The sequence below is a fragment of the Arthrobacter pullicola genome (genome assembly GCF_014836875.1).
Classification (GTDB): domain Bacteria; phylum Actinomycetota; class Actinomycetes; order Actinomycetales; family Micrococcaceae; genus Arthrobacter_B; species Arthrobacter_B pullicola.
This window is the reverse complement of the sequence record NZ_JACSQC010000004.1, coordinates 25,021-47,820: the sequence shown is the minus strand read 5'-3', so window position 1 is coordinate 47,820 and position 22,800 is coordinate 25,021. Positions and strand designations below refer to the sequence as shown.

Sequence of the window (22,800 nt, the reverse complement as noted above, 5' to 3'; positions counted from 1 at the left end):
CTGTCCTGTCACCTGTCCGGCGGCCCAGGCTGCCTCGGCGGCCGCCGCAGGTGCACCGCACCGCGCTTCCCCGTGTCCCTCCCCCGGGCACGCAAAAGCGGCCGCAGCAAATGCTGCGGCCGCTTGAGGGCCAGGCGCTGGGCCTGAAGGAAATGCTATGCGTCGGCGAGGACCTTGGTGACGTTCGGGTCCACGGCGATGCCGGGGCCGAAGGTCGTGGTCACGGTGGCCTTCTGGATGTAGCGGCCCTTGGCAGCGGACGGCTTCAGGCGAAGGACCTCTTCGAGGGCAGCGGCGTAGTTTTCGGCCAGCTTCTGCGCATCGAAGGACGTCTTGCCGATGATGAAGTGCAGGTTGGAGTGCTTGTCGACGCGGAAGTCGATCTTGCCACCCTTGATGTCGGACACTGCCTTGGCAACGTTCGGGGTAACCGTACCGGTCTTCGGGTTCGGCATGAGGTTACGCGGGCCGAGCACGCGGCCCAGGCGGCCGACCTTGCCCATGAGGTCCGGCGTAGCCACGGCTGCGTCGAAGTCGGTCCAGCCTGCTGCGACCTTTTCGATCATGTCGTCGGAACCAACGAAGTCGGCGCCGGCAGCGATGGCTGCTTCAGCCTTCTCGCCGGTGGCGAAGACGAGGACGCGGGCGGTCTTGCCCGTGCCGTTGGGAAGGTTGACCGTGCCGCGGATCATCTGATCAGCCTTGCGGGGGTCGACGCCCAGGCGGAAGGCAACCTCAACGGTTGCGTCCGTCTTGGACGGGTTGGTTTCCTTCGCCAGTGCTACAGCTTCAACCGGCGCGTACAGCTTGTCCGCGTCGATCTTAGCTACAGCGGCTTCATATGCTTTGCTGCGCTTTGCCATCTGCTTTTTCTCCTTGTGCAGTTGTGGTCTGTCGGACCGCGCTCGGCCCTGCCACGTGCCGCGCCCCGTCAGGGGTGGTGCGGCGATGATGTTTTGGTTTTGCCCGGGCGGACCCGGGCGGGTGTTGCTTTATTAGCCTTCGACGGTGATGCCCATGGAGCGGGCGGTGCCGGCGATGATCTTCGCTGCGGCCTGCACGTCATTGGCGTTCAGGTCGTCCATCTTCTGGGTGGCGATCTCTTCCACCTGTGCCTGGGTCAGCTTCGCAACCTTGACGGTGTGCGGAGTGCCCGAACCCTTGGCGACGCCGGCTGCCTTCTTGATCAGCTCAGCTGCCGGAGGCGTCTTGGTGATGAAGGTGAAGGAGCGGTCTTCGTAGACCGTGATTTCAACCGGGATAACGTTGCCGCGCTGGGATTCCGTTGCAGCGTTGTACGCCTTGCAGAATTCCATGATGTTGACACCGTGCTGGCCAAGCGCAGGACCAATCGGAGGAGCCGGGTTGGCGGCACCTGCGTTGATCTGCAGCTTGATGAGGCCGGTGACCTTTTTCTTGGGGGCCATGAAAGGGTCCTTCTCTAAATTATGTTCCCGGGGAACAGGAGCGTCCGTCCGGGTTGGTGGCCGCCATGGCGTGGCGGCCGGACGCTGCCGGCAGGGTAAAGCGGACCTGCAGACAACGAAGTCTTAGGTGCTACTGCAGCTTGGTGACCTGGCCGAAGCCCAGGGTCACCGGAGTCTCGCGCTCGAAGATGGTCACAAGGACCACCAGCTGCTGGGACTCGGGCTTGATTTCGGAGATGGTCGCCTGGAGCGTCTCGAACGGCCCCTCGTTGACCGTTACGGGCTCGCCAACCTCGAAGTCCACTGCAATCTCGGACTGGGCTGCCTTTGCGGGAGCACCGCCGGCGGTCTTCGGGGAAACCACGGTGTGCTCAAGCATGGAGAAAACTTCATCCAGGCTCAGCGGGACCGGGTTGTGCGCGTTGCCCACGAAGCCGGTGACGCCGGGGGTGTGGCGGACAACGCCCCAGGAAGCATCCGTCAGTTCCATGCGGACCAGGACGTAGCCCGGGATGCGCACACGGTTGACGATCTTGCGGGTGGTGTTCTTGATCTCGACGACTTCCTCCATCGGAACCTGGATTTCGAAGATATTCTCTTCCATGTCCAGGGTCTGGATGCGGGTCTCGAGGTTCGCCTTTACGCGGTTCTCGTAGCCGGCGTAGGAGTGAATGACGTACCAGTCACCCTCCTGGCGGCGCAGCTTTGCCTTGAAGGCAACAACAGGGTCTTCTTCGGGCTCATCGGCAGGCGCGGCATCCGCGGCGTCGTCGGCTGAAGCTTCCTCGACAGGGGCTTCTTCCGCATCTTCGGCCGATGCGTCACCGTCAGCCGCCGCGGCGTCTGCTTCGGTAACCTGCTCCTCGGCATCCAGATCAGCGGTTTCTTCATTGATCTGTGATTCGAGTTCTTGCTCGGACACGTAGATTCCTGCTTTCTTCTTCAGAGCTCTAATGGGTTTGTCACTAGCTCAGTTCTTCGGCATAACGGCCGCAGCTGCGGATGAAACGCCGTCGGGGGCTAGCTTTCGCCGCTGCCCGAACCGAAGATCCACAGTGCGCCAGTACCAAAGACAAAGTCCAGAACCGACACGATGATCATCATGACGACCACGAAGGCCATAACCACGATGGTGTACCTCAGCAGCTCCTTGCGGGTGGGCGTCACCACCTTCTTCAGCTCGGCAATGACCTGACGGAGGAAGAGGGCGATGCCGCCAAAGAAGCCGCGCTTCTTAGGCGACTTGCCTGAGGGGTGTCCCTTGGAGCTGCTGGCAGCTGTCTCGGTCACCTTTCGCCTCACTCATCTGTTCGGTTCACAGTCCCGCAGCGCGTGCCGGGGAACTGCTGCTTCATGAAGGACTGCGTTAGACGGCGAAACCGACGTCATGCGCAGGGCAGACAGGACTCGAACCTGCAACCTGCGGTTTTGGAGACCGCTGCGCTACCAATTGCGCCACTACCCTTTGGGAGAGTCCCACTTTACCGGCTTCCCCGCATCCATCCTAACCGGACGTGGGCATAAGCCAGCATCGAGAGATCAACACCGAGGATCAAGTCTACGCAATCTTTTGCCCTGAGTCGAACCGGCCCGTTGGGTGCGGGCCCCGCACCCAACGCAGCGGGCCTTAAACCGCGGGACGCACCGGGCCGTGGAAGTGTAAAAGACTGAAATGTGACCCCGCCGCGCCTAAGCTTGGCTTCCATAAGGAACGGTAAAACGTTGCCTGACAATGACCTGCTTCGCCCTGCTTCGGGGCTGGAACAAGCAAACCGCACCAAACCAGACGGGAACGCCATGCCTTCCAACGGCCGAATCTCAGAACGCATCGCCTCCATTGCAGAATCCGCCACCCTTGCCGTCGACGCGAAGGCCAAGGCCCTGAAGGCCGCCGGCCGTCCGGTCATTGGTTTCGGCGCCGGCGAGCCCGACTTCCCGACGCCGGGTTACATCGTGGACGCGGCCGTGGCCGCTGCCAAGGATCCGCGGTTCCACCGCTATTCCCCCGCAGCCGGCCTGCCGGAGCTGAAGAAGGCAATCGCGGAGAAGACCCTCCGGGACTCCGGCTACAGCGTTGACCCTTCCCAGGTGCTGGTGACCAACGGCGGCAAGCAGGCCGTTTATGAAGCGTTCGCCACCCTGCTCAACCCCGGGGACGAAGTCCTGGTCCCCTCTCCTTACTGGACCACCTACCCCGAAGCCATCCGGCTGGCCGGCGGTGTCCCCGTCGAGGTATTCGCCGGTCCCGAGCAGGGCTACATGGTGACGGTCTCCCAGCTCGACGCCGCCCTGACCGACAAGACCAAGGTGCTGCTGTTCGTCTCCCCGTCCAACCCCACCGGCGCGGTCTACCCGGCGGACCAGGTCGCCGAGATCGGCATGTGGGCAGCGGACCACGGCCTGTTCGTCGTGACCGATGAAATCTACGAGCACCTGACCTACGACGGCGTGCCTTTCACCTCGATTGCAACCCGCTGCCCGGAACTGGGCGACAAAGTCGTGATCCTCAACGGTGTGGCCAAGACCTACGCCATGACCGGCTGGCGGGTGGGATGGATGATCGCTGCCCCGGACGTCATCAAGGCGGCCACCAACCTGCAGTCCCATCTCTCCTCCAACGTCTCCAACGTCTCGCAGATGGCTGCCCTGGCCGCTGTTTCCGGCCCGCTGACGGCCGTTGATGACATGAAATCGGCTTTCGACCGCCGCCGTAAGGCCATGGTCGAGGCACTGAATTCCATCGACGGCGTCAACTGCCCCATGCCCGAGGGCGCCTTCTACGCCTACGCCGACGTACGGGGGCTGCTGGGGCGCGAATTCCCGGGCGCTGCCGGACCGCTGCGTCCGCAGACATCCGCGGAACTGGCGGCGATGATCCTGGATACGGTGGAAGTCGCCGTCGTACCGGGCGAAGCCTTTGGCCCGTCCGGCTTCCTGCGGCTGTCCTATGCCCTGGGCGACGAGGACCTCAAGACCGGCATGGACCGGCTCAGGGACTTCCTCGGCCAGGCAAAGAAGTAATGCGCGCCCGCTAGAGGAGCCTGCGGGCTGCAGCCCACCTGGTCAGTTCGTGCCGGGATGAGAGCTGCAGCTTCCGCAGGACCGCGGAGACATGGGTTTCCACCGTCTTCACGGAAATAAACAGTTCCTTCGCGACTTCCTTGTAGCTGTAGCCGCGGGCAATCAGCCGCATCACCTCGCGTTCGCGTGCCGAAAGCCGGTCCAGTTCGTCATCCACGCTGACCGTGGTGGACGCCCCGAAGGCATCGAGCACGAATCCGGCGAGCCTCGGAGAGAATACCGCGTCACCCCCGGCGACGCGGACCACGGCGTCGGAAATCTCCGTGCCGGAAATGGTCTTGGTGACGTAGCCGCGCGCCCCGGCCCGGATCACGGTGACAACGTCCTCCGCCGCATCAGAAACGCTCAGGGCCAGGAACCGGGTCGAAACCAGCAGATCGGCGCAGCCGGCGATGACCTCGGCTCCCCCGCCTCCGGATCCGCCGGGCAGATGGACGTCCAGCAGCACCACCTGCGGCCGGGTCTGCCGGATCGCGGCGACAGCGGTTTCGACGGCCGCTGCCTCGGCAAGGACGTTGATCCGTCCGTCCAGGTCGGCTTTCAGGCCTGACCGGAAAATGGCGTGGTCGTCCACCACGACCACCGAAATTGGCTTGGCTGCTTCAAGGTGCGGTACTGCGCTGCTCACCTGTTCTCCGTTTCCCGTTCAGGCTGTGCCGGTGCATCCGCACCGGCCAGGGGCAGTGCCAAATGTATCTCGGTGCCCTCGCTGCTGCTCTTCACCTTGGCCGTGCCGCCGTGCCGCTGCATGCGGCCCACGATCGATTCCCGGAGTCCCAGCCGGTCCTCCGGAACGGCATCCTGGTCGAATCCGCTCCCCCGGTCCCGGACAAAAACCTCGGCGGCCTCCGGGCGGCATTCCAGATACAGGGAAATCTGGCCCCCTGCGTGCTGCGCAGCATTGAACAGCGCGGCACGGGCCGCCTGCACCAGCGCCGAACTCTGCACCGTCAGTTCAGCCGTGCCGACGGCAACGAAGTCCACGGGATGGCCGTACGAGTCCTCGACCTCCGCGGCCACTCCCTTCAGGGCATCGGCCAGAGTGCCGGTCCCCTTCTCCGGATCCGCATAGAGCCACTGCCGCAGTTCACGTTCCTGCGCACGGGCAAGCTTGATGACCTCGGATTCGGACCCGGCACGGTTCTGGATCAGTGCCAGTGTCTGGAGCACGGAGTCGTGCAGGTGCGCGGCAATTTCGGCCCGCTCGGTCTGCCGGATCCGCCCGGTCCGCTCGAGCTGGAATGCGCGCCAGTACTTCACGGCCCAGGGTGCCAGGACCAGTGCGATGCCCGCCAGAACGGCCAATGCTGCCAGGACCGCGGCCATCAGCACGTCCCAGGTGATGGAGCCGGAAACAATCAGCAGGAACCCGGCTATCACCAGCAGCAGGCCGATGACCAGCCGGGTCAGGCCGGCCTTCCGGTCCGCACCGGCACCAGCCATCAGGCCTGCCCGCCGGGAGGCATCCAGCTGTGACCAGGCCAGGACAGCGCCAGCCGCGATTGCCGCAAACGGCAGGAGCAGTCCAAGGTTGATTTCCGCGCCCAGCCGCTGCGCCACGACGGCGGCCGCCACCAGCAGCAGCATCAGGCCGATCAGGATTTCGCGCGTGCCAATAGCCGGTTTCCCCGGGGCGGCCCGGCCTGCCTGCTCTTCCTGCAGATACCGGGCGAAATTCTCCGCAACACTGCGCGGATTACGTTCACCTGACGCCGCGTCCTCCTCCGTGGTGGGCACCATGATCCACAGCCAGGCGTAGAGGAGCACTCCTGCTCCGGCCAGCAGCGACAGCACCGCCATCAGCACGCGGACGGTGCGCACCGGCATGCCCAGGTGGGCAGCCAGTCCCGAACAGACACCGGCCACCACTCGGTCCGGGGAGCGGAGCAAGGGAGGTCTCATGCCCCAATCCAAACACGGCAGGACGGCAAAACTGCTACCCGGTGGAAAGCCTGCACACGGTATCAGGGGCAGGATCAGGGGTCCCTCAGGGGAATCCCCGATGCGCCGGCACCTCGGGGACGGAACACTGGGAGTATGAACTCGCATCCTTCCGAGCCCGGAGACGGGCAGCCCGCCACCACGGGATCCACGCAGCACCTTCCACCGCAGGACCCGCAGGGCACCCAGAACACCCAGGGCCAGGCTCCGTTCCCCCGCACCTCCGGGAGCAACTCCTTCTTCACCTGGGTCCGCCAGCTGGGAATCCAGCGTTCACCGCAGCGCTGGGTGGGCGGCGTCGCCGGCGGAATCGCCCAGCGCACCGGCCTTGACCCCACCCTGGTACGCGGGCTGGTCATCCTGCTCTCACTCTTCGGCGTGGGCGTTGTCTTCTACGGCGTGGCCTGGGCACTGCTGCCCGAGCCTGATGGCCGGATTCACCTGGACGAAGCCATCCGCGGCACCTGGAGCTCCGGAATGACCGGTGCCCTGACGTTCACCATCCTCGGCTTCGGGGCCCCGGGAGTCTCCTTCTGGGCCGAGGACGGCTGGCTGGGTGGAATTTTCTGGGGACTTTTCTGGATCGCCGCCATCATCCTGTGCATCTACTGGGTAACCAGCCGCAGCCACGCTAAGTCAGACGGTCCGGCAGCGCACCAGCAGCCCTATCCGGGTCAGCAGCCGGACCCGTATCCGGCAGCCAACCGGCCCGGCGAAAACGGCCGTCCGGGAGACAACACAGCCGGTTTCGACGGGAATGCCGCCGGCTCCCCGGGACCGCACACCAGGGCGTTCCCTGCTGCCGGGTACCCCGGCCCGGATGCTCCCACCATGCCGCTGCCTGCCCCGGGCGGATCCCACGCCTACGGCAGCCCTTCCGGCCGGCCGGAGCGTGAGTTCGGCGGAGCGTACGTGCAGTTCCCACCGCCCGCGAAAACCGTAAAGCCGTCAACCTCGGCTCCGGCATCCTGGGCTGCGCTCATCAGCGGTACGGCATTGCTTGCCGCCGGTGTTCTGCTCGCCCTGGACTATGCCGGGATCTATGATTTCCGCTCGCCTGCGGCCGTAGCGCTCGCCGGAGCCGCCGTGGTGCTGGGACTTGGCATCGTGGGGCTCGGTGCAGCTGGCCGCTCCTCCGGAATCGCCGGCGGCCTTGCCGTCGTGTCCCTGATCGCGGCCCTGCTGTTCAGCGGAAATTACGCGTACCGGAATGTGGTCGTTGCCAACGACGTCAATTGGAATGCCGGCCAGGCAGGCTCCGCGGAGGACGGCTATTCCATGGCCGCGGCAGGCGGAAACCTCGATCTCCGCAGCCTGGCCGACGAGGTGAAAGACGGCGACGTGGTGGTACCGGTGAGTATTGCGGCCGGGAACCTGGTGATCCTCGTTCCGGATGATGTCCGGGTCTCGGTTGTCAGCGAGATGGCGCTCGGCAACGTCGAGCTGGAGTACGGCGGCAGCGTCCGCTCCGCCGGCGGCGTGTGGGTCGGCCCGCAGGAGAGGCAGCTGAACGCCACGGCAACCGGAAACCAGATCATCCTCCAAATCAAGGGTGTCGCCAGCAACGTTCTGGTGACCACAAATGAAAGCAGCCTCGACTGATGAGTGAATCCAGGGAACCTTGGGAAGCCAGGGAAAACCGCAATCTCGACGCCGGTCCCCCGGGGACCTATGCACCGCCGCCGTCAGACGGGGTCTACGTCCCGGAACCGGAACCCGAACACCGGCCGCTGCGGGTGGGAACCATAGTCTGGGGCCTGGTCCTCGCCGCCTTGGGCGGGCTGATCCTGGCCGTCCAGCTCACCGGAATCCGGCTCGATGCCGGAATGGTCCTGCTGGGCGTACTGATCGGAGCAGGTGCCGCGCTGGTGGTCGGCGGGCTGATCTCCGTCCTGGGCCGGAGCCGGAACCCCTGACGGCCCGGTTCCCGCTCATCCATCCCCAACCGTAGAGAAAGCAGGCATAGTAACCCCATGGAAAAGTTCTACAACACGCTGCGTTCATCACCCATCAAACGTGCACGGGGCGGCTGGATCGCCGGAATCTGCGCCGGAATCGCCCAGAAGTTCGGCTGGGATGTGTCCCTGGTACGTATTGCCGTGCTGCTGAGTTTCCTGCTCCCCTTCATCGGTATCGGGACCTACCTGGTTGCCTGGCTGCTGCTGCCCACAACGGACGGAAAAATCGTCCTGGAGCGGATCACCGGCAGCTGACGCAGTGCCGGGGCGGGAGGAATCCGTTGCCCCGGCACTCCCGGTCCGCCGAACATGACGGTACGGTGCCCGCTCGTGACTAGAATCGTAGGAGGCCGCCGCCCACCTACCAGATCCAGGGGTCACTCTATGAAGATCGGCATTCTCACCAGCGGGGGCGACTGCCCCGGACTCAATGCGGTGATCCGCGGAGCGGTGCTCAACGGCATCAAAACCCATGACGTGGAGTTCGTCGGTTTTCTTGACGGCTGGCGGGGTGTGGTCGACGGCGACATCATCGACCTGCCCCGTACCCGGGTCCGCGGTATTTCCAAGCAGGGCGGCACTATCCTGGGCACGTCCCGCACCAACCCGTTCGAAGGCCCGAACGGCGGACCGGAGAAGATCAAGGCCACGCTGGACCGGCTGGGGATCGACGCTGTCATCGCCATCGGCGGTGAAGGCACGCTCGCTGCCGCGCAGCGGCTGACCGACGCGGGACTGCACATCGTGGGTGTGCCCAAGACGGTCGACAATGACCTTGACGCCACCGACTTCACCTTCGGATTCGATACTGCGGTGCAGATCGCAACCGAAGCCATCGACAGGCTCCGCACCACGGGCGAATCCCATCACCGGTGCATGGTGGCGGAAGTGATGGGCCGGCACGTCGGCTGGATCGCACTTCATTCCGGCATGGCGGCGGGAGCGCACGCCATCCTCATCCCGGAAAAGCCGGTCAGCCTGGACCAGATCGCCCAGTGGGTCAACGAGGCCAGGGACCGTGGCCGCGCACCCCTGGTGGTCGTCGCGGAAGGCTTCGTGACCACCGACATGGAAGCGCCGCATTCCGAACGCGGGCTGGATGCTTTCGGGCGCCCCCGGCTCGGTGGGATCGGCGAACTGCTGGCTCCCGAAATCGAGGCACGGACAGGAATCGAAACCCGGGCCACGGTGCTGGGCCATATCCAGCGCGGCGGTGTTCCCACTGCGTTTGACCGGGTGCTTGCCACCCGGCTGGGAATGGCCGCGGTGGATTCCGTGGTGGAGGGGCTGTGGGGCACCATGGTCTCGCTCCATGGAACGGACATCGTGCGGGTCGGATTCGAGAAGGCGCTCGGCAACCTCAAGACGGTTCCGGAACGCCGTTACGAGGAAGCCGCAATTCTTTTCGGTTAGGCCGCCTAACAAATGGCTCCTGCGGCTTGCGCTGCCCTCCTCCACCCCGTGTAGGTTGAATTTCATGCAGCTAGATACGAGCACGATTGCCATCATCCAGCTGGCCTGGTCCCGCAGGCTCGGTCTTGACGATGACGCATTGGCAGCCGCGGACAGCGATGAGCGGATCTACGACGTCCATGAGGAAGCCAGCGAAGTCTCCTTCGTCCGGCTCTTCGGCCGCGAGGTGTTCTCGGGTCCTGCCTGGGCAGCCAAGCAGGCCAGGTCTAAAAGTGCTGCCGAGCTCAGCAGCGGTGCGGCGCTGATGCGGCTCTCTGCGGACCATGGCGGCCGCGGGACGGGGACGGAACACCTTTACTACGCGGACTGCTATCCGGAGGTCCCGGAGAGTGAGCTCGCCGTCGCTGATGAGCGCCGGTACGCCGAAGCGCTGGAACGGCTCTGCCCTCCGGACGACGTGCTGGAAGCCAAGCTGAGTGCCAGGCAGGCACTGTTCCTGCTCATGGACGACGCGAACCCTGAATACCCGGCTCCCCTCGCAGGAGCGGGCTACAGCATCAGGGACGGCATTCTCGCGGACATGGGCGCCCTCACGGCGCCGGAACACCGGATGAAGGGCCTGGGCAGCTACGTCAGCGCCATAGCGGTCGAAGATGCCATGGCGGCGGGCCTGATTCCCCAGTGGCGCGCCCCGTTCAACAATGTGGGGGCATCCCGGACCGCAGCCGGCGCGGGGTTCGTCCCGGCAGGCCTCCGGGCCTCCGTCGCCCTGCCGGTCTAGGTCCCGCACTGTCCAGCCGGGTAACTGCCCCGCTGGCTTTCTGCCCGGCTAGGCCAGGATGTCCAGCAGCTCGGTGCGCTGGAAGTAGGCGGCGGCAGCCCGCGCTGACGGGTTCCCGGCGTCGGGGTCCGCTCCCGCAGCCGCCAGGACCCGGACCACGTCCGTGTAACCCTTGAATACCGCACCGGCCAGCGGAGACTGTCCGCGGTCATTGAGGGTGTTGACATCCGCACCCTGCTCAATGAGCAGCGCAGTGGCTTCGGCGTGCCCGTGGTAGGCCGCGAGCATCAGGAGCGAATCTCCCGCAGCGTTGGTGAGCGTAGCCGGCACACCTGCACTGACATAAGTGCGGAGCAGTTCCGTGTCACCGGCGCGGGCTGCATCGAAGAGCCGTTCTGCCAGCTTGAGCGCCTCCTGGTCGGCTGCGGGCTGCGCGTCCTGGGATGCGCTGGGGAAATCAGTCATCAGTTATTCCTTTCCGCCCGCGGCGCCCGCAGGAAGCCGGTCTGGCGGCCCACTGCCTGCCCCGCGCCGGGGGACACGATCAGTTCCTGTGCGGCAGCGTACAGCTCGCCGCCGTCGTCCACCACAAGGTCAGCTGCGGGGTCAACGGAGCGCTTGACCAGGGCCAGGGCAACAGCGCCCATCTCATAGTGCTGGGCCACGGAAGTGACGCGCCCTACCTCCCGTTCACCAAACAGGATCCGGCTGCCGGCAGCCGGCAGGGTGTGCTGGGAGCCGTCAAGCTGCAGGAAAACCAGGCGGCGGGGCGGCCGGCCCAGGTTGTGCACCCGGGCAATGGTCTCCTGCCCCTTGTAACAGCCTTTATCCAGGTGCACGGCGGTACGGATCAGGTCCAGCTCATGCGGGATCACTTTGTCATCGGTTTCGGCACCGAGACGTGGCCGCCACGCGGCGATGCGGAGGGCTTCGGCCGCCATGGATCCGGCCAGTGCCCGGCCGGAGTCCTCCACGGCCTGTTCAAGGCTGGAACGCGGAATGAGGTATTCGTGCCAGGGCCGCTCGAGCCCCGGGTGGTCTGCGGATTCGGCCTCCGTGTAGGAGTAGCCTCCGGGCGAGACACGGGGCCAGGGGTCTGTCCACATCAAATAGTCCGCCCAGGCCGGAACCGGGCTCACGGAGCCGGCGACGGCCCAGTCTTCGCTGACGTCCTGGACCTCGACGCGGAGGGTGAACTTCATGCTGCTCAGCCACGCGGCCAGTGCCGGGGCCTCGGTTCCTTCGACGATCAGCCAGGTCCGCTCACCGTCGTCCAGCACCCGGGCGTCGTGCTCGATCCGTCCCTGCACGCTCAGGAGCAGCAGCTCGGTGCTTTCTCCGGGGACCAGGGAAAGCAGCTTCTGCGAAGACAGGGTGTTGAGCCAGCTCAGCCGGTCGGGACCGGACACAGTGACAACGCCGCGGCTGGAGAGGTCGGTCACGGCCTCTCCCCGTGCCAGTGCCCGCTGTTCCCGCAGCGGGTCACCGTAATGGGCGGCAGTACCGGAATCCAGTCCGCCGGCTTCGACGGCTCCGGCGCGGGCAAGCAAGGGGCTTTTGGGGCTCATGTTAGATGCAACGTCCTAGACGTGGAGGTGTATTCCGGTGCGCGGCACTCCGCCCGTCGCAGGGCGGGCGCCCAAACCGGCTAAGACTGCTTTTTCAGGATGGCTGAGGCATGCGCTTCCAGGGCTTTGCCCTCCGCCGCGACGTCCCACCGCCAGTAAAGGTCACCGTTGACGAGGCCGTAAATACGGGTCGCGGCGGTGTATTCCTTGGAGTTGACGCCACGCATGACCAGATCGGTGGTCAGCTGGATCTGGGGGCCCTTGATCTGCCCGTAGTACAGCTCGGCGATTCCGCCGGGGTGCACGATCGTTGCCGTGATGTCGAAGCCGCCGTCGGCGTTGCGCAGCGCTTCGACCTCATCGGCGCTGCGCAGGGCAGGCACAATGTCGGCGGGGATCAGGCCGGGGCCGCCGTCGGCGTCGTTCAGGGGACGGTCCAGGGCCCAGAAGCCGGTTTCCACAGCCAGGGGGCGCAGGACGGTACCGTCCTCGTCCGTCAACCAGCTTTCCGCCGTGTACTGCAGGTACGGCAGGCCGTTCTGCGTGAACGTGACCTGCTGCTTGAAGTGCTCGGAGCCGGCTTCGCCTTCGCCGAGCCGGCCTGAGCCTTCCCAGACTCCAAGGAGCCAGGACAGCGGAACCAGTCCGGGTGTCAGATCTGTGGGGATCTCCATTGGCATGGCAGGGACCCTTCCCTTGGATTACGGGGTAAAACGGGGTGAGAGGTTACTTCTGACCCTTGTACAGGCGTGCTACCACGAGGCCTGCAAAGCCGGCCATGGCCAGGCCGGTGATACCCAGGAGGACGATGAAAAAGATTTCGAGAGCTACAAGCGACATGCCACCATCCTAACCCGCTCACCGGGCGCTTTGTCTCCTGTGACGCCGGCCGGGCACAGGCCCGCCCGCGTGCCTAGGGGATGAGCAGGCGGCCGGCGAAATAGACGGCCGTGCCGAGCGCAAGGACCGGGGCGAGTCCGGCCGAGAGCACGCCCAGGAGCCCGGGGGCCTCATCCCGGGTCAGTGCCAGCCGGCGGACAGCCGCGATGACTCCGGCACAGACAGCGCCGATGACTGCTCCGGCAATGACGGGCAGTCCGGGCACCAGTGCTGCAGCCGCTCCGCCCGCAACAGCCCCGGCGACGACGGCGAAGGGTGCGGTAATCCGGTCCGGCAGCGGGATCAGGGAAACCAGGATGGCGCTGAGGATGGCTGCGCCGCTGGCGGTAATCAGCCCGTAGGACCCTTCGGGGCCGGGCAGCCGGTCAGCCGCCACCCAGCCCGAAGCCATTCCGGAGATGAGCGCGCCGCCAATGACGCCGATAGTCGATTCGAGCCGGTGCGCCTGGCCGGTGCCGCGCAGCAGCTGGATCAGGAAGACGGCGCCCACACCGACGGCTGTGAAGGCCGGCAGCCAGGTCAGCATGGAGGTGGCCGGGGCCAGGTAGGCGGCTGCCACACCGCCGGCGCCAACGAACGCCAGGACCCCGCCCTGGGTCTTCCGGGCGGGTACACCCAGCAGGTAGGGCCAGCCGAATCCCGCGAGCGCCGCAGCTGCTCCCGTAACTATGGCCGTCGCCTCGACTGATATGTACGAAGCCACCACGATGCCGATCAGCGCAGCTGCCGCAGGCACCGCAATGCTCCAAAGTTTCACCCTAGCCATACTGCCTTATTACGCGGCGCGGATAAAAGCTACGGCCTGCGGGCGGATCCGTGGATATACTTTCACCACTCTTCGGCCGCTGAGGACCGGATGGATAACGTGCCCGACGATGTGCGCCCAACTTTCGGAGGACCCATGCCGCACATTCTGCTTCTCACCAACAGCTCCGGGGCGTCAGTTGAAATCCTGCCCGCACTGGAACTCCTGAACCACAAGGTCCACGTGGTGCCCGCGGAGCCGACCGCCCTGCTGGATATTGATCCGTGCGATGTAGTGCTCGTGGACGCCCGCAAGGACCTGATCGGCGCCCGGTCCCTCACCCAGCTGCTCAAGGCCACGGGACTGGACACGCCCCTGATCCTGGTCCTCACCGAGGGCGGCATGGCCGCAGTGGCAGCGAACTGGCTCGCGGACGACGTCGTGCTGGACAGTGCCGGTCCGGCAGAACTCGAAGCCCGCCTCCGGCTTGCCGTCTCCCGCGCCCAGGCCGCCTCCGGAGCGGCCAGCACCGAGATCCATGCCTCCGGTGTGGTGATCGACGAGGCCAGCTACACCGCCCGGGTCAGCGGCACGGCCTTGAACCTCACGTATAAGGAGTTCGAGCTCCTCAAGTACCTGGCCCAGCACCCCGGACGGGTCTTCACCCGCGACCAGCTCCTCCATGAAGTCTGGGGCTATGACTACTACGGCGGCACACGAACCGTTGACGTTCATGTGAGGCGCCTGCGGGCGAAGCTGGGACCGGACCACGAGAACCTCATTGGGACCGTGCGCAACGTGGGATACCGCTTTACCCGCACCCGCGCTCCGGAGGACCAGCCGGCCGCCGCACGCCACGAGAGCTGACGCGTCTCCCCTCCCGCGGCCTTGGGCGGTTAGGCTTCTTCAATGAGCGAGAACCCCCTGACCAGATGGCCTATCCTCACCACCCGCGGCGCCCCCGACGAAGCGGCACTGCGCGGCATCCGGGAACTGGCCGCCGCGGCCGCCGAAGCTGACGGGAATCCTCCCCTCTCGGAGCAGACCCTCGTCGACCTGCGCTCCCCCGACGCCGATCCCGACCTGCTGCGGGTGTATTCCACCCTTGCCCTGGAAGAGCACTCCGACCCTTCCACTGCCCAGGACCTCGCCGGCGTCGCCGTCCTCAATTCCCCGCCCGGTGATCCGGAAGCCGGCGTACTGGAACTGGTGGTCCACCCGAACTACCGGAACCAGGGGGTTGGCACCGCGCTGGCCCGGGCTGTGCAGGAGGACACCGGCGGGCGCGTCTTGGCCTGGTCCCACGGGAACCATGAGGCCGCCGTCGAGCTGGCTGCCCGCTTCGGCTACCGGCCGGTCCGGGAACTGTGGCGGATGCGCCTTTCCCACGAGGCCCTGGAGAAGGATCTGCCGGCACCCGCGCTGCCGGAGGGTGTGGTGCTGCGGGCCTTTGAGCCCGGCCGCGACGAAGATGCGTGGCTGCAGGCCAACGCCGCAGCGTTCGCCCACCACCCCGAGCAGGGGGCGATGACCCGCGCCGATCTTGAGGCCCGCATGGCGGAGGACTGGTTCGATCCCGCGGGATTCCTGCTGGCCGTGCGCGAGTCGGACGGCGAGCTGCTGGGGTTCCACTGGACGAAAGTCCATCCCCGCAGCGGCAGCCACCCGGCTATGGGCGAGGTGTATGTAGTGGGTGTGACCCCGGAGGCGCAGGGCAGCGGACTGGGGAAGGCCCTGACCCTGGCGGGAATCGAGCACCTTCGGCAGGCGGGCCTGAACGCGGTGATGCTCTACGTCGACGCGGACAATGCTCCCGCCGTCGCCCTGTACCGGCGGCTCGGTTTCGTCCGCTGGGACGTGGACGTGATGTACGCAGCCGAATAGCGGTCTGCGGCTTGTAATGTTGAGAATGTTGGCCGCGCACGGCACTCCGGTTCCGGATGATGGAGCGGCCCGCCAGAACAGCCAGGGAGAAACACTATGGATTCCGAAACCGTAGCCAGCACGCGGTTGTCCTTCGGTTCTGCCGAAGCGATGCCCGCGCCGCGGGCCACGCAGGACCGCATCGATATCCCCGATTTCGGTCCGGCACTGCTGCCCAGCGGTGACATCACCCCGGACCGTTTCCTGGACCGGGAGATCAGCTGGCTGCACTTCAACGCCCGTGTGCTGGAACTGGCCGAGGATCCGGAGCTCTACCTGCTGGAGCGCGTCAGCTTCCTCTCGATCTTCGCCTCCAACCTCGATGAGTTCTTTATGGTCCGGGTGGCCGGACTGAAGCGCCGCATCGCCACCGGTTTGGCGGTACCCTCCGCTGCCGGGCTCAGCCCCATTGAACAGCTGGAAGAGATCACCCAGGCCGGCTACCGGCTGCAGCAGCGGCATGCGGAGGTCTTCGCCCGGCAGATCCGCCCCGCGCTGGCGGAGGAGAACATCCACCTGGTCAGCTGGAAGGAACTCGACGACGCTTCGAAGGCCCAGCTGCACCGGCAGTTCGCGGCGAAGGTCTTCCCGATTCTCACTCCCCTGGCGGTAGATCCGGCGCATCCCTTCCCCTATATCTCCGGCCTGTCGCTGAATCTTGCCGTGGTGGTCCGCAACCCGGTCAGCGGCAAGGACTTCTTTGCCCGGGTCAAGGTGCCGGACCAGCTGCCGCGGCTGATTTCCGTGGACGGTCCCCGCGCCGGGAACGTTGCGGGACGCACTGCCAGGTTCATCCCGCTGGAAGACATGATTGCCGAGCACCTGGACCAGCTGTTCCCCGGCATGGACGTGGTGGAGCACTACACCTTCCGCGTCACGCGCAACGAGGACCTCGAAGTTGAAGAGGACGACGCCGAGAATCTGCTCCAGGCGCTGGAGAAGGAACTCCTGCGCCGCCGGTTCGGCCCGCCGGTCCGGTTGGAAGTCACCCCGGACATCAACCCGGGCGTCCGCGAACTCCTGGTGCGCGAACTTGGTGTCGAAGAGGACGAGGTCTACACCCTGCCGGCGCCGCTGGACCTGCGCGGTCTCAGCCCGATCAGCCGGATCGACCGGCCGGACCTCCACTATCCCAAGCAGGTTCCGCATACGTCGCTGCACCTGAAGGAATCCGAAACCTCCAAACCGGCGGACGTCTTCGCCGCCATGCGGCGCCGCGACATCCTGCTGCACCACCCCTATGATTCCTTCTCCACCTCGGTGCAGGCGTTCCTGGAACAGGCGGCCGCTGACCCCCGTGTGCAGGCCATCAAGCAGACCCTGTACCGCACCTCCGGCGACTCGCCCATTGTCGATGCGCTGATCGACGCCGCGGAATCCGGCAAGCAGGTCCTTGCCCTGGTGGAAATCAAGGCCCGCTTCGATGAGCAGGCCAACATCTCCTGGGCCCGGAAACTGGAACAGGCCGGAGTGCACGTGGTGTATGGCATCGTCGGGCTCAAGACGCATTGCAAGCTCTCCCTGGTGGTACGCCAGGAAGTGGACGGCCTGCGCCGCTACTGCCACATCGGCACCGGCAACTACCACCCGCGCACGGCCCGCTACTACGAGGATCTGGGCCTGCTCACCGCCAACGAGCAGGTGGGAGAGGACCTGACCAAACTCTTCAACCAGCTCTCCGGCTACGCACCCAAGTCCACGTTCAAGCGTCTTTTGGTGGCCCCCCGGTCCGTCCGGTCGGGACTGATCGACCGGATCGAACGGGAGATCGCCAACAAGAAGGCAGGTCTTCCCGGCCGGGTGATTATCAAGGTCAACTCCATGGTGGATGAGGCGATCATCGACTCCCTCTACCGCGCTTCGCAGGCCGGCGTGCGGGTTGACGTCATTGTCCGCGGTATCTGTTCCGTCCGCCCGGGGGTTCCGGGGTTGAGCGAGAACATCACCGTCCGTTCCATCCTGGGCCGGTTCCTGGAGCATTCCCGTGTCTTTGCCTTTGCCAACGGCGGAGACCCGGTGGTCTTCATCGGATCCGCGGACATGATGCACCGGAACCTTGACCGCCGCGTCGAAGCCCTGGTGCAGCTGGGCTCCCCGGACGACATTAGTAACCTGATTGAGCTTATGGACCGTTATCTGGACCCCGGCACCGCCAGCTGGCATCTGGATTCCGACGGCATCTGGACCCGGCACCACAAGGATGAGGACGGCAGCCCCCTCGAGGACGTGCAGTCCTGGCTGCTCGCTTCCCGGTCCCGCCAGCGTGCGCTGGTCCGCCGTTGATGCACGGTGCCAGGGATGCCGCACCGGCACCGGACGGACCCGGGCCCTTTCCACCCGGACTTTACCTGCCGGAGGACGGCAGGGATGCCCCGGAGGAAACCGCTGCCCTGCTGCTCGGCGAGACGCCCTATGCCCTGGATCTCTCCGGGGAGCCGAGGGTCGTGGCCGCTGGAGCGATCTGCTGGCGGGTCCAGGGTGACCAGCTGGAGGTCCTGCTGATCCACCGGCCGCGCTACGACGACTGGTCTTTCCCGAAGGGGAAACTCGATTCCGGAGAAACAGTTCCGGAATGCGCCGTGCGGGAAGTGCGGGAGGAAATCGGGCTCCAGATCCGGTTGGGCATCCCCCTGCCCCAAACCCGGTACCCAGTAGCATCCGGCCTGAAAGCCGTGCACTACTGGGCCGCCCACGTCGAGTCGGCTAAGCCCCGGCCGGACGGCAAGGAGGTCGACGGCGTCCGCTGGTGCACCCCTGACGAGGCCTCCGAGCTGCTGACCAACCCCACCGACCGGCTGCCGCTGGAATCATTGGTTGCCGCGTACGAGGCGGACGACCTGGCTACCTGGCCGCTGATCGTGGTCCGCCATGCGAAGGCCAAGCCGCGTTCCTCCTGGGCCAGGGCGGAAGGCGAACGTCCGCTCGCGGCCACGGGCCAGCGCCAGGCCAAGGCAGTGGCCCGGCTGCTGGTGGCCTGGAGCCCTGACCGGGTGGTCACGAGCCCCTGGCTTCGCTGCGTCCAGACGATGGGTCCCTACGTGAATGCGCGCAAGCCGAAGTTCAAGACGGTGGACGCCCTGACCGAGCACAGTGCCAAGCGCAAGCCCGGCAAGGCCCGCGCCGCCGTCGACAATCTGTTCGAGAAGGCCAAGCCTGTGGCCCTGTGCACCCACCGGCCGGTACTCCCCCTGGTCTTCGAGGTCCTTGCTTCGCACATGGCCGACGCAATGTCCGCCCAGCTTCCGGGCAAGGACCCGTATCTGGTTCCCGGAGAAGCCGTGATCTGCCACGTCAGCCGGCGTCATCCGGGACGCATCGTCTCGCTGGAGAGGTACCGGCCCTTCGACGATTAGGGCGGCGACGGCGGGAAAACCCGCGGGAGTGCTTAGCCTTGCCTTGGCGAGCTAAGCCTATCCGTCCTTTTTTGTGCAGGTCAGCGCGCATATTGTTAGCGGCATGAGCAAATTCACTGAACTCCTTGAAGCCCAGATCGGTAACGAATTCAATGCCTCGCAGCAGTACGTGGCCATGGCCGTGTACTTCGACGGCGAAGACCTTCCGCAGCTGGCCCGCCACTTCTACGCGCAGTCAGTGGAAGAGCGGAACCACGCGATGATGCTGGTCCAGTACATGCTGGACCGGGACCTGCCCGTCCGGATCCCCGGAATTGAGCCGGTCAAGAACGACTTCACTGACGTGGTGGAGCCGATTGCCCTGGCCCTGGCCCAGGAGAAGCAGGTGACCTCCCAGATCGAGGCCCTCTTCGCGGCGGCCCGTGCCGAAGGTGACGCCCTCGGCGAGCAGTTCATGCTGTGGTTCCTCAAGGAACAGGTGGAGGAAGTTGCCTCGATGAGCACGCTGCTGACCGTGGCCCGGCGTGCGGACAACCTGTTCGATCTGGAGAACTTCATGGCCCGCGAGCGCGTGGGTGACGGCGGCGAGGATGCCGGAGCCCCCGAGGCGGCCGGCGGCGCCCTCTAAGGCGTTGACGCAAAACCCTTGACCCCCGGAGTTATGTATCAAATACTCGGTACATTCGATATCTAACTCCGGGGGATCCTTATGACGGCGGTTGTCTTTTCCACGCTCGGCAACCTGCTGTTCTGGGCGGTTGTCCTCACGCTGATGGTGCTGTCCGTCCGGCCAACGCCGGGAACGGATGCCCGGACGGTCACCGAGGCCGCGCAGAAGTATGCCCGCCGGATCGGGATCGTTGCCCTGGCGACGGCTATGTGGCTCCCCGGTGTCCTGCGGCCCGCGCTCGTGGAAGTGGCCGGGGAACTGTGGTGGGACGGCCACTTCAGCATCCCGGCCGCACTCCTGCAGCTGGGACCACCCACGGTCTTCGCACTCGCGGTGCTGGCTGCCGGGGAACTGACCTGGCCGCGGCCGCGCGGTGCTGTCCGCACCGCTGTCCTGCGGCACCGGGGCCTGCGCACCCTCATGCCCGGGTATATGACCGGTGTTGCGCTGGTCTTCCTGGTGCTGGACCTGCTGGTCCTCGGGACCGTGCTTCAACGCGATCCTTTCTCGCCACCAGCCAGGGCGCTGCTGTTTGGATGGCTGCCCTGGGTCCTGCTGACCGCTGGAGCCACGGCGGGAATCCTCAAACTCATCTCAGTCCGGCCCATGGTTCCAGGCACCACCGTGGAAGCGGACGCCGCACTGCGCCGGGCCTCGGCTCACCGGGTCCTGCGGGTAGCCGCCGCCCTCCTGATGTCCTTGAACACCTCCGGCGCCATCTTCCTCTCCAACTACCCCTCACCGCCTGGGCTCAGCCAGACGGGGGATGTCCTGAGATTCATCAGCCTGCCCGTCTTCTACCTCGGCTTGTTTGCCCTGCTCAAGCGCGCTCCGCGGGTGCCGCTGCCCGAGGTCCCGGAGAACGAGCTTCCGGAACAGGGTGAAGCTCCGCCGCAGTCCCCGCTGGCGGTCAAGTCCCTGGCAACCAGCCTGCGCCTCACCCTGGCCGGGCCTGTCACGGCCGCTGCGGCGGGCTCGGCTATCTTCGCCCTGATCTGGCAGGACCGGGCCGGTGCGCTGCTGGCCGCTGCGGGTGCCGCAGTGGTGTTCCTCCTGCTGTGTTTCCTCGCTGAGGCGTCGATTTCCCGGCGCACCGTGCGCCTCACCGCCGGAGCTGTCGGAGCTGTCGGGACGGTCGGGACGGCCGATGCCCTGGACCCTGATGACCTGGCATTTGTCCGCCCGCCGCGCTGGCTGGCCTGGACCGGCACGGGCGCAGCCGCCGCCGTCCTGCTGATCCAGCTGGGCTCCCTGTTACTCGGCCCTTCAGTCGATGCTGCCGCACGGGTGTTCAACGCCGACGCCGCTGCTCAGGGCTACGCTGCACGCACGCCACCCGCCACCCCGCCCGCTGACTTTCCTGCCCCGGACCCGTTCTTCGACTGGCGCTTCGCCCTCGCCGCGGCCGTCCTGGTGCTGATGCTGCCCGTCCTGACGGATTTCCTCTCCCGGCGGGTTCTCCTGCGGCCGGCGTTCCCTGCCGCAGACCGCTCCGTAGACCTGCGTCTGCGCCGGGTGGCACTCTTCCGCCTCTCCCGGACCACAGCGGCATTCAGCGTCGCGGCAATAGGACTCTCCCTGTTCAATCTCTCACTGCACAGCCCCTGGGCCCACAGCTCCTGGCGCGGCACCGAACTCGAACCGCCGCTGACCTGGCTGGGACCGCTGGTCCAGCAGGCCGGCGCCGGCGCCTGGCTGTGGCTGCTGGCCGCACTGGTCATAGCGCTGCGGCAGTTTGGCCCGTCCCACTTTCCGGATCTGCCGGGATACGCCGAGCGGGCGGACCTCCCACCGGCACAGCAGGCATGAGTGCCCGCATCAGTGTGGATCTGCAGTCACCGGTACCTCCGTACGAACAGATCCGGGTGCAGATCAGCACCCTCGCGGCTTCCGGCGTCCTCTCCCCCGGCGACCGGCTCCCCACCATCCGGATGCTGGCTGCGGACCTCGGCGTTGCACCAGGGACCGTGGCCCGGGCCTACAAGGAGCTCGAATCCGATGGCATCGTCACTGCCATGCGGCGGAAGGGCACCGTCATCGCCCCGCAGCCCCCAGGAACGCAGCACCCACGGCCCACACCGCGCGAACTCACCGCCGCCGTCGAGAACCTCCTCACACTCGCACGCCGGCACGGCATCAGCGACCCCGAGTTGTTGCGCCTGCTGGGGACTGCCCTGCGTTCTTCACCCGGGGATACCGAAGCCCCGGCCACTACACTGGAGCAGTGACCACCATTCCCACACCGTACGAAGACCTGCTCCGCGACATCCTGGCCAACGGGACCCAAAAGTCCGACCGCACCGGGACCGGCACCCGCAGCGTCTTCGGCCGCCAGCTGCGCTTTGACCTCAGCAGGTCCTTCCCGCTGATCACCACCAAGCGCGTGCACTTCAAGTCAGTTGCCCTGGAACTGCTGTGGTTCCTCCGCGGGGATTCCAACGTGCGCTGGCTGCAGGAACGCGGCGTGAGCATCTGGAATGAATGGGCGGACGACGACGGCGAGCTGGGCCCGGTCTACGGCGTCCAGTGGCGCTCCTGGCCCACTCCGGACGGCGGGCAGATCGACCAGATCGAAAAGCTCATTGAAGGGCTCAAAACCAACCCGGACTCGCGCCGGCACATCGTTACGGCCTGGAACCCGGCGGAAGTGGAGAACATGGCCCTGCCGCCATGCCATGCGCTGTTCCAGTTCTACGTCGCGGACGGAAAACTCTCCTGCCAGCTCTACCAGCGCTCCGCCGACACCTTCCTGGGCGTCCCCTTTAATATCGCTTCCTACGCCCTGCTGACCCTGATGGTGGCGCAGCAGGTTGGCCTGGAGCCCGGTGAGTTCGTCTGGACCGGGGGCGACGTCCACATCTACGACAACCACATGGACCAGGTCACCGAACAGCTGTCCCGCGCGCCGTTCCCGTATCCGCAACTGCGGCTGCGGCGGAAGCCGGCCAGCATCTTCGACTATGAACTCGAGGACTTTGAGGTCCTGGACTACCAGCACCACCCCGGTATCAAAGCACCTATCGCCGTGTGAAAGGGCATT

The 22,800-nt window shown here is 66.0% G+C and carries 24 protein-coding genes and 1 tRNA gene; 14 read left to right on the top strand and 11 right to left on the bottom strand.

Annotated elements, in window-relative coordinates; all coding sequences use genetic code 11:
* Positions 1–155 precede the first annotated feature (155 nt).
* From rplA to H9638_RS09065, 5 genes are all read right to left on the bottom strand, one after another.
* Positions 156–863, bottom strand: coding sequence for a 50S ribosomal protein L1 (gene rplA / locus H9638_RS09085; protein ID WP_066296030.1), 708 nt, complete (start codon positions 861–863; stop codon positions 156–158).
* A gap of 132 nt (positions 864–995) precedes the next feature.
* Positions 996–1,427, bottom strand: a complete 432-nt coding sequence (gene rplK / locus H9638_RS09080) for a 50S ribosomal protein L11 (protein ID WP_066296034.1) — start codon at positions 1,425–1,427, stop codon at positions 996–998.
* A 130-nt stretch (positions 1,428–1,557) separates the two neighbouring features.
* Complete coding sequence (gene nusG / locus H9638_RS09075) at positions 1,558–2,349, bottom strand: transcription termination/antitermination protein NusG (protein ID WP_191746894.1); 792 nt, start codon at positions 2,347–2,349, stop codon at positions 1,558–1,560.
* 98 nt (positions 2,350–2,447) lie between these two features.
* Positions 2,448–2,717, bottom strand: a complete 270-nt coding sequence (gene secE, locus H9638_RS09070; RefSeq protein WP_083521368.1) for a preprotein translocase subunit SecE — start codon at positions 2,715–2,717, stop codon at positions 2,448–2,450.
* A 102-nt stretch (positions 2,718–2,819) separates the two neighbouring features.
* Positions 2,820–2,892, bottom strand: a tRNA-Trp gene (locus tag H9638_RS09065).
* A gap of 332 nt (positions 2,893–3,224) precedes the next feature.
* Between H9638_RS09065 and H9638_RS09060 the strand changes: the two genes are divergently transcribed.
* On the top strand, positions 3,225–4,448 hold the full coding sequence (locus H9638_RS09060; RefSeq protein ID WP_191746893.1) for a pyridoxal phosphate-dependent aminotransferase: 1,224 nt from the start codon (positions 3,225–3,227) through the stop codon (positions 4,446–4,448).
* Positions 4,449–4,458: 10 nt separating this feature from the next.
* Here H9638_RS09060 and H9638_RS09055 read toward each other — a convergent pair whose 3' ends face one another.
* Together H9638_RS09055 and H9638_RS09050 are read right to left on the bottom strand one after the other, a co-directional pair.
* Positions 4,459–5,136 carry a LuxR C-terminal-related transcriptional regulator gene (locus tag H9638_RS09055; RefSeq protein WP_191746892.1) on the bottom strand — a complete coding sequence of 226 codons (678 nt, stop codon included), beginning with the start codon at positions 5,134–5,136 and terminating at the stop codon, positions 4,459–4,461.
* Positions 5,133–6,410, bottom strand: coding sequence for an ATP-binding protein (locus H9638_RS09050; protein WP_191746891.1), 1,278 nt, complete (start codon positions 6,408–6,410; stop codon positions 5,133–5,135). The genes H9638_RS09055 and H9638_RS09050 overlap by 4 nt, the downstream gene beginning before the upstream one ends.
* Positions 6,411–6,545: 135 nt before the next feature.
* Here H9638_RS09050 and H9638_RS09045 point away from each other — a divergent pair, with 135 nt between their 5' ends.
* The 5 genes from H9638_RS09045 to H9638_RS09025 all read left to right on the top strand — a co-directional run bounded on the left by H9638_RS09045 (position 6,546) and on the right by H9638_RS09025 (position 10,601).
* Entirely contained in the window at positions 6,546–8,051 is a 1,506-nt protein-coding gene (locus H9638_RS09045) for a PspC domain-containing protein (protein WP_191746890.1), read from the top strand.
* Positions 8,051–8,365 carry a YrzE family protein gene (locus tag H9638_RS16840; protein ID WP_225217243.1) on the top strand — a complete coding sequence of 105 codons (315 nt, stop codon included), beginning with the start codon at positions 8,051–8,053 and terminating at the stop codon, positions 8,363–8,365. The genes H9638_RS09045 and H9638_RS16840 overlap by 1 nt, the downstream gene beginning before the upstream one ends.
* A 57-nt stretch (positions 8,366–8,422) precedes the next feature.
* Positions 8,423–8,662 (top strand): PspC domain-containing protein, encoded by a 240-nt coding sequence (locus H9638_RS09035; protein WP_191746889.1) that lies wholly within the window; start codon positions 8,423–8,425, stop codon positions 8,660–8,662.
* A 129-nt stretch (positions 8,663–8,791) separates the two neighbouring features.
* The gene (locus tag H9638_RS09030; protein ID WP_066296049.1) at positions 8,792–9,820 is read left to right on the top strand and encodes a 6-phosphofructokinase; all 1,029 of its coding nucleotides are present in this window, start codon (positions 8,792–8,794) and stop codon (positions 9,818–9,820) included.
* Positions 9,821–9,884: 64 nt separating this feature from the next.
* Positions 9,885–10,601, top strand: a complete 717-nt coding sequence (locus tag H9638_RS09025) for a GNAT family N-acetyltransferase (RefSeq protein ID WP_191746888.1) — start codon at positions 9,885–9,887, stop codon at positions 10,599–10,601.
* Between the two features lie 48 nt (positions 10,602–10,649).
* On the opposite strand, the gene H9638_RS09020 is transcribed toward H9638_RS09025, so the two are convergent.
* From H9638_RS09020 to H9638_RS09005, 4 genes are all read right to left on the bottom strand, one after another.
* Positions 10,650–11,066, bottom strand: a complete 417-nt coding sequence (locus tag H9638_RS09020; protein ID WP_191746887.1) for an ankyrin repeat domain-containing protein — start codon at positions 11,064–11,066, stop codon at positions 10,650–10,652.
* Entirely contained in the window at positions 11,066–12,169 is a 1,104-nt protein-coding gene (gene ygfZ / locus H9638_RS09015; RefSeq protein ID WP_191746886.1) for a CAF17-like 4Fe-4S cluster assembly/insertion protein YgfZ, read from the bottom strand. Before ygfZ ends, H9638_RS09020 begins: the two co-directional genes overlap by 1 nt.
* Before the next feature lie 80 nt (positions 12,170–12,249).
* Positions 12,250–12,849 (bottom strand): nitrobindin family protein, encoded by a 600-nt coding sequence (locus tag H9638_RS09010; protein ID WP_191746885.1) that lies wholly within the window; start codon positions 12,847–12,849, stop codon positions 12,250–12,252.
* Between the two features lie 233 nt (positions 12,850–13,082).
* On the bottom strand, positions 13,083–13,835 hold the full coding sequence (locus H9638_RS09005; RefSeq protein WP_191746884.1) for a hypothetical protein: 753 nt from the start codon (positions 13,833–13,835) through the stop codon (positions 13,083–13,085).
* Positions 13,836–13,970: 135 nt separating this feature from the next.
* Between H9638_RS09005 and H9638_RS09000 the strand changes: the two genes are divergently transcribed.
* The 8 genes from H9638_RS09000 (at position 13,971) to H9638_RS08965 (ending at position 22,791) form a co-directional block, all read left to right on the top strand.
* On the top strand, positions 13,971–14,681 hold the full coding sequence (locus H9638_RS09000) for a winged helix-turn-helix transcriptional regulator (RefSeq protein ID WP_191746883.1): 711 nt from the start codon (positions 13,971–13,973) through the stop codon (positions 14,679–14,681).
* 42 nt (positions 14,682–14,723) lie between these two features.
* A complete protein-coding gene (gene mshD / locus H9638_RS08995; protein WP_191746882.1) occupies positions 14,724–15,698 on the top strand; it encodes a mycothiol synthase in 975 nt (324 codons plus the stop codon).
* A 96-nt stretch (positions 15,699–15,794) separates the two neighbouring features.
* Positions 15,795–18,020 (top strand): RNA degradosome polyphosphate kinase, encoded by a 2,226-nt coding sequence (locus H9638_RS08990; protein WP_191746881.1) that lies wholly within the window; start codon positions 15,795–15,797, stop codon positions 18,018–18,020.
* Positions 18,020–19,090 carry an NUDIX hydrolase gene (locus H9638_RS08985; protein ID WP_191746880.1) on the top strand — a complete coding sequence of 357 codons (1,071 nt, stop codon included), beginning with the start codon at positions 18,020–18,022 and terminating at the stop codon, positions 19,088–19,090. Before H9638_RS08990 ends, H9638_RS08985 begins: the two co-directional genes overlap by 1 nt.
* Before the next feature lie 103 nt (positions 19,091–19,193).
* The gene (locus H9638_RS08980) at positions 19,194–19,718 is read left to right on the top strand and encodes a ferritin (RefSeq protein ID WP_191746879.1); all 525 of its coding nucleotides are present in this window, start codon (positions 19,194–19,196) and stop codon (positions 19,716–19,718) included.
* 81 nt (positions 19,719–19,799) lie between these two features.
* On the top strand, positions 19,800–21,569 hold the full coding sequence (locus H9638_RS08975; RefSeq protein ID WP_191746878.1) for a hypothetical protein: 1,770 nt from the start codon (positions 19,800–19,802) through the stop codon (positions 21,567–21,569).
* Positions 21,566–21,988, top strand: a complete 423-nt coding sequence (locus H9638_RS08970; protein ID WP_191746877.1) for a GntR family transcriptional regulator — start codon at positions 21,566–21,568, stop codon at positions 21,986–21,988. Before H9638_RS08975 ends, H9638_RS08970 begins: the two co-directional genes overlap by 4 nt.
* Positions 21,985–22,791, top strand: a complete 807-nt coding sequence (locus H9638_RS08965; RefSeq protein WP_191746876.1) for a thymidylate synthase — start codon at positions 21,985–21,987, stop codon at positions 22,789–22,791. Before H9638_RS08970 ends, H9638_RS08965 begins: the two co-directional genes overlap by 4 nt.
* The last annotated feature ends 9 nt before the right edge of the window (positions 22,792–22,800 follow it).

Coding starts and splice junctions, on each gene's coding strand:
- H9638_RS09000 (WP_191746883.1), top strand. CDS start 13,971: ATGCCGCACATTCTGCTTCTCACCAACAGCTCCGGGGCGTCAGTTGAA.
- H9638_RS08990 (WP_191746881.1), top strand. CDS start 15,795: ATGGATTCCGAAACCGTAGCCAGCACGCGGTTGTCCTTCGGTTCTGCC.
- H9638_RS09050 (WP_191746891.1), bottom strand. CDS start 6,410: ATGAGACCTCCCTTGCTCCGCTCCCCGGACCGAGTGGTGGCCGGTGTC.
- H9638_RS09035 (WP_191746889.1), top strand. CDS start 8,423: ATGGAAAAGTTCTACAACACGCTGCGTTCATCACCCATCAAACGTGCA.
- H9638_RS09060 (WP_191746893.1), top strand. CDS start 3,225: ATGCCTTCCAACGGCCGAATCTCAGAACGCATCGCCTCCATTGCAGAA.
- H9638_RS08975 (WP_191746878.1), top strand. CDS start 19,800: ATGACGGCGGTTGTCTTTTCCACGCTCGGCAACCTGCTGTTCTGGGCG.
- H9638_RS08970 (WP_191746877.1), top strand. CDS start 21,566: ATGAGTGCCCGCATCAGTGTGGATCTGCAGTCACCGGTACCTCCGTAC.
- rplK (WP_066296034.1), bottom strand. CDS start 1,427: ATGGCCCCCAAGAAAAAGGTCACCGGCCTCATCAAGCTGCAGATCAAC.
- rplA (WP_066296030.1), bottom strand. CDS start 863: ATGGCAAAGCGCAGCAAAGCATATGAAGCCGCTGTAGCTAAGATCGAC.
- H9638_RS09020 (WP_191746887.1), bottom strand. CDS start 11,066: ATGACTGATTTCCCCAGCGCATCCCAGGACGCGCAGCCCGCAGCCGAC.
- H9638_RS08980 (WP_191746879.1), top strand. CDS start 19,194: ATGAGCAAATTCACTGAACTCCTTGAAGCCCAGATCGGTAACGAATTC.
- mshD (WP_191746882.1), top strand. CDS start 14,724: ATGAGCGAGAACCCCCTGACCAGATGGCCTATCCTCACCACCCGCGGC.
- H9638_RS09045 (WP_191746890.1), top strand. CDS start 6,546: ATGAACTCGCATCCTTCCGAGCCCGGAGACGGGCAGCCCGCCACCACG.
- H9638_RS09030 (WP_066296049.1), top strand. CDS start 8,792: ATGAAGATCGGCATTCTCACCAGCGGGGGCGACTGCCCCGGACTCAAT.
- H9638_RS09025 (WP_191746888.1), top strand. CDS start 9,885: ATGCAGCTAGATACGAGCACGATTGCCATCATCCAGCTGGCCTGGTCC.
- H9638_RS16840 (WP_225217243.1), top strand. CDS start 8,051: ATGAGTGAATCCAGGGAACCTTGGGAAGCCAGGGAAAACCGCAATCTC.
- ygfZ (WP_191746886.1), bottom strand. CDS start 12,169: ATGAGCCCCAAAAGCCCCTTGCTTGCCCGCGCCGGAGCCGTCGAAGCC.
- H9638_RS08985 (WP_191746880.1), top strand. CDS start 18,020: ATGCACGGTGCCAGGGATGCCGCACCGGCACCGGACGGACCCGGGCCC.
- H9638_RS09010 (WP_191746885.1), bottom strand. CDS start 12,849: ATGCCAATGGAGATCCCCACAGATCTGACACCCGGACTGGTTCCGCTG.
- H9638_RS09005 (WP_191746884.1), bottom strand. CDS start 13,835: ATGGCTAGGGTGAAACTTTGGAGCATTGCGGTGCCTGCGGCAGCTGCG.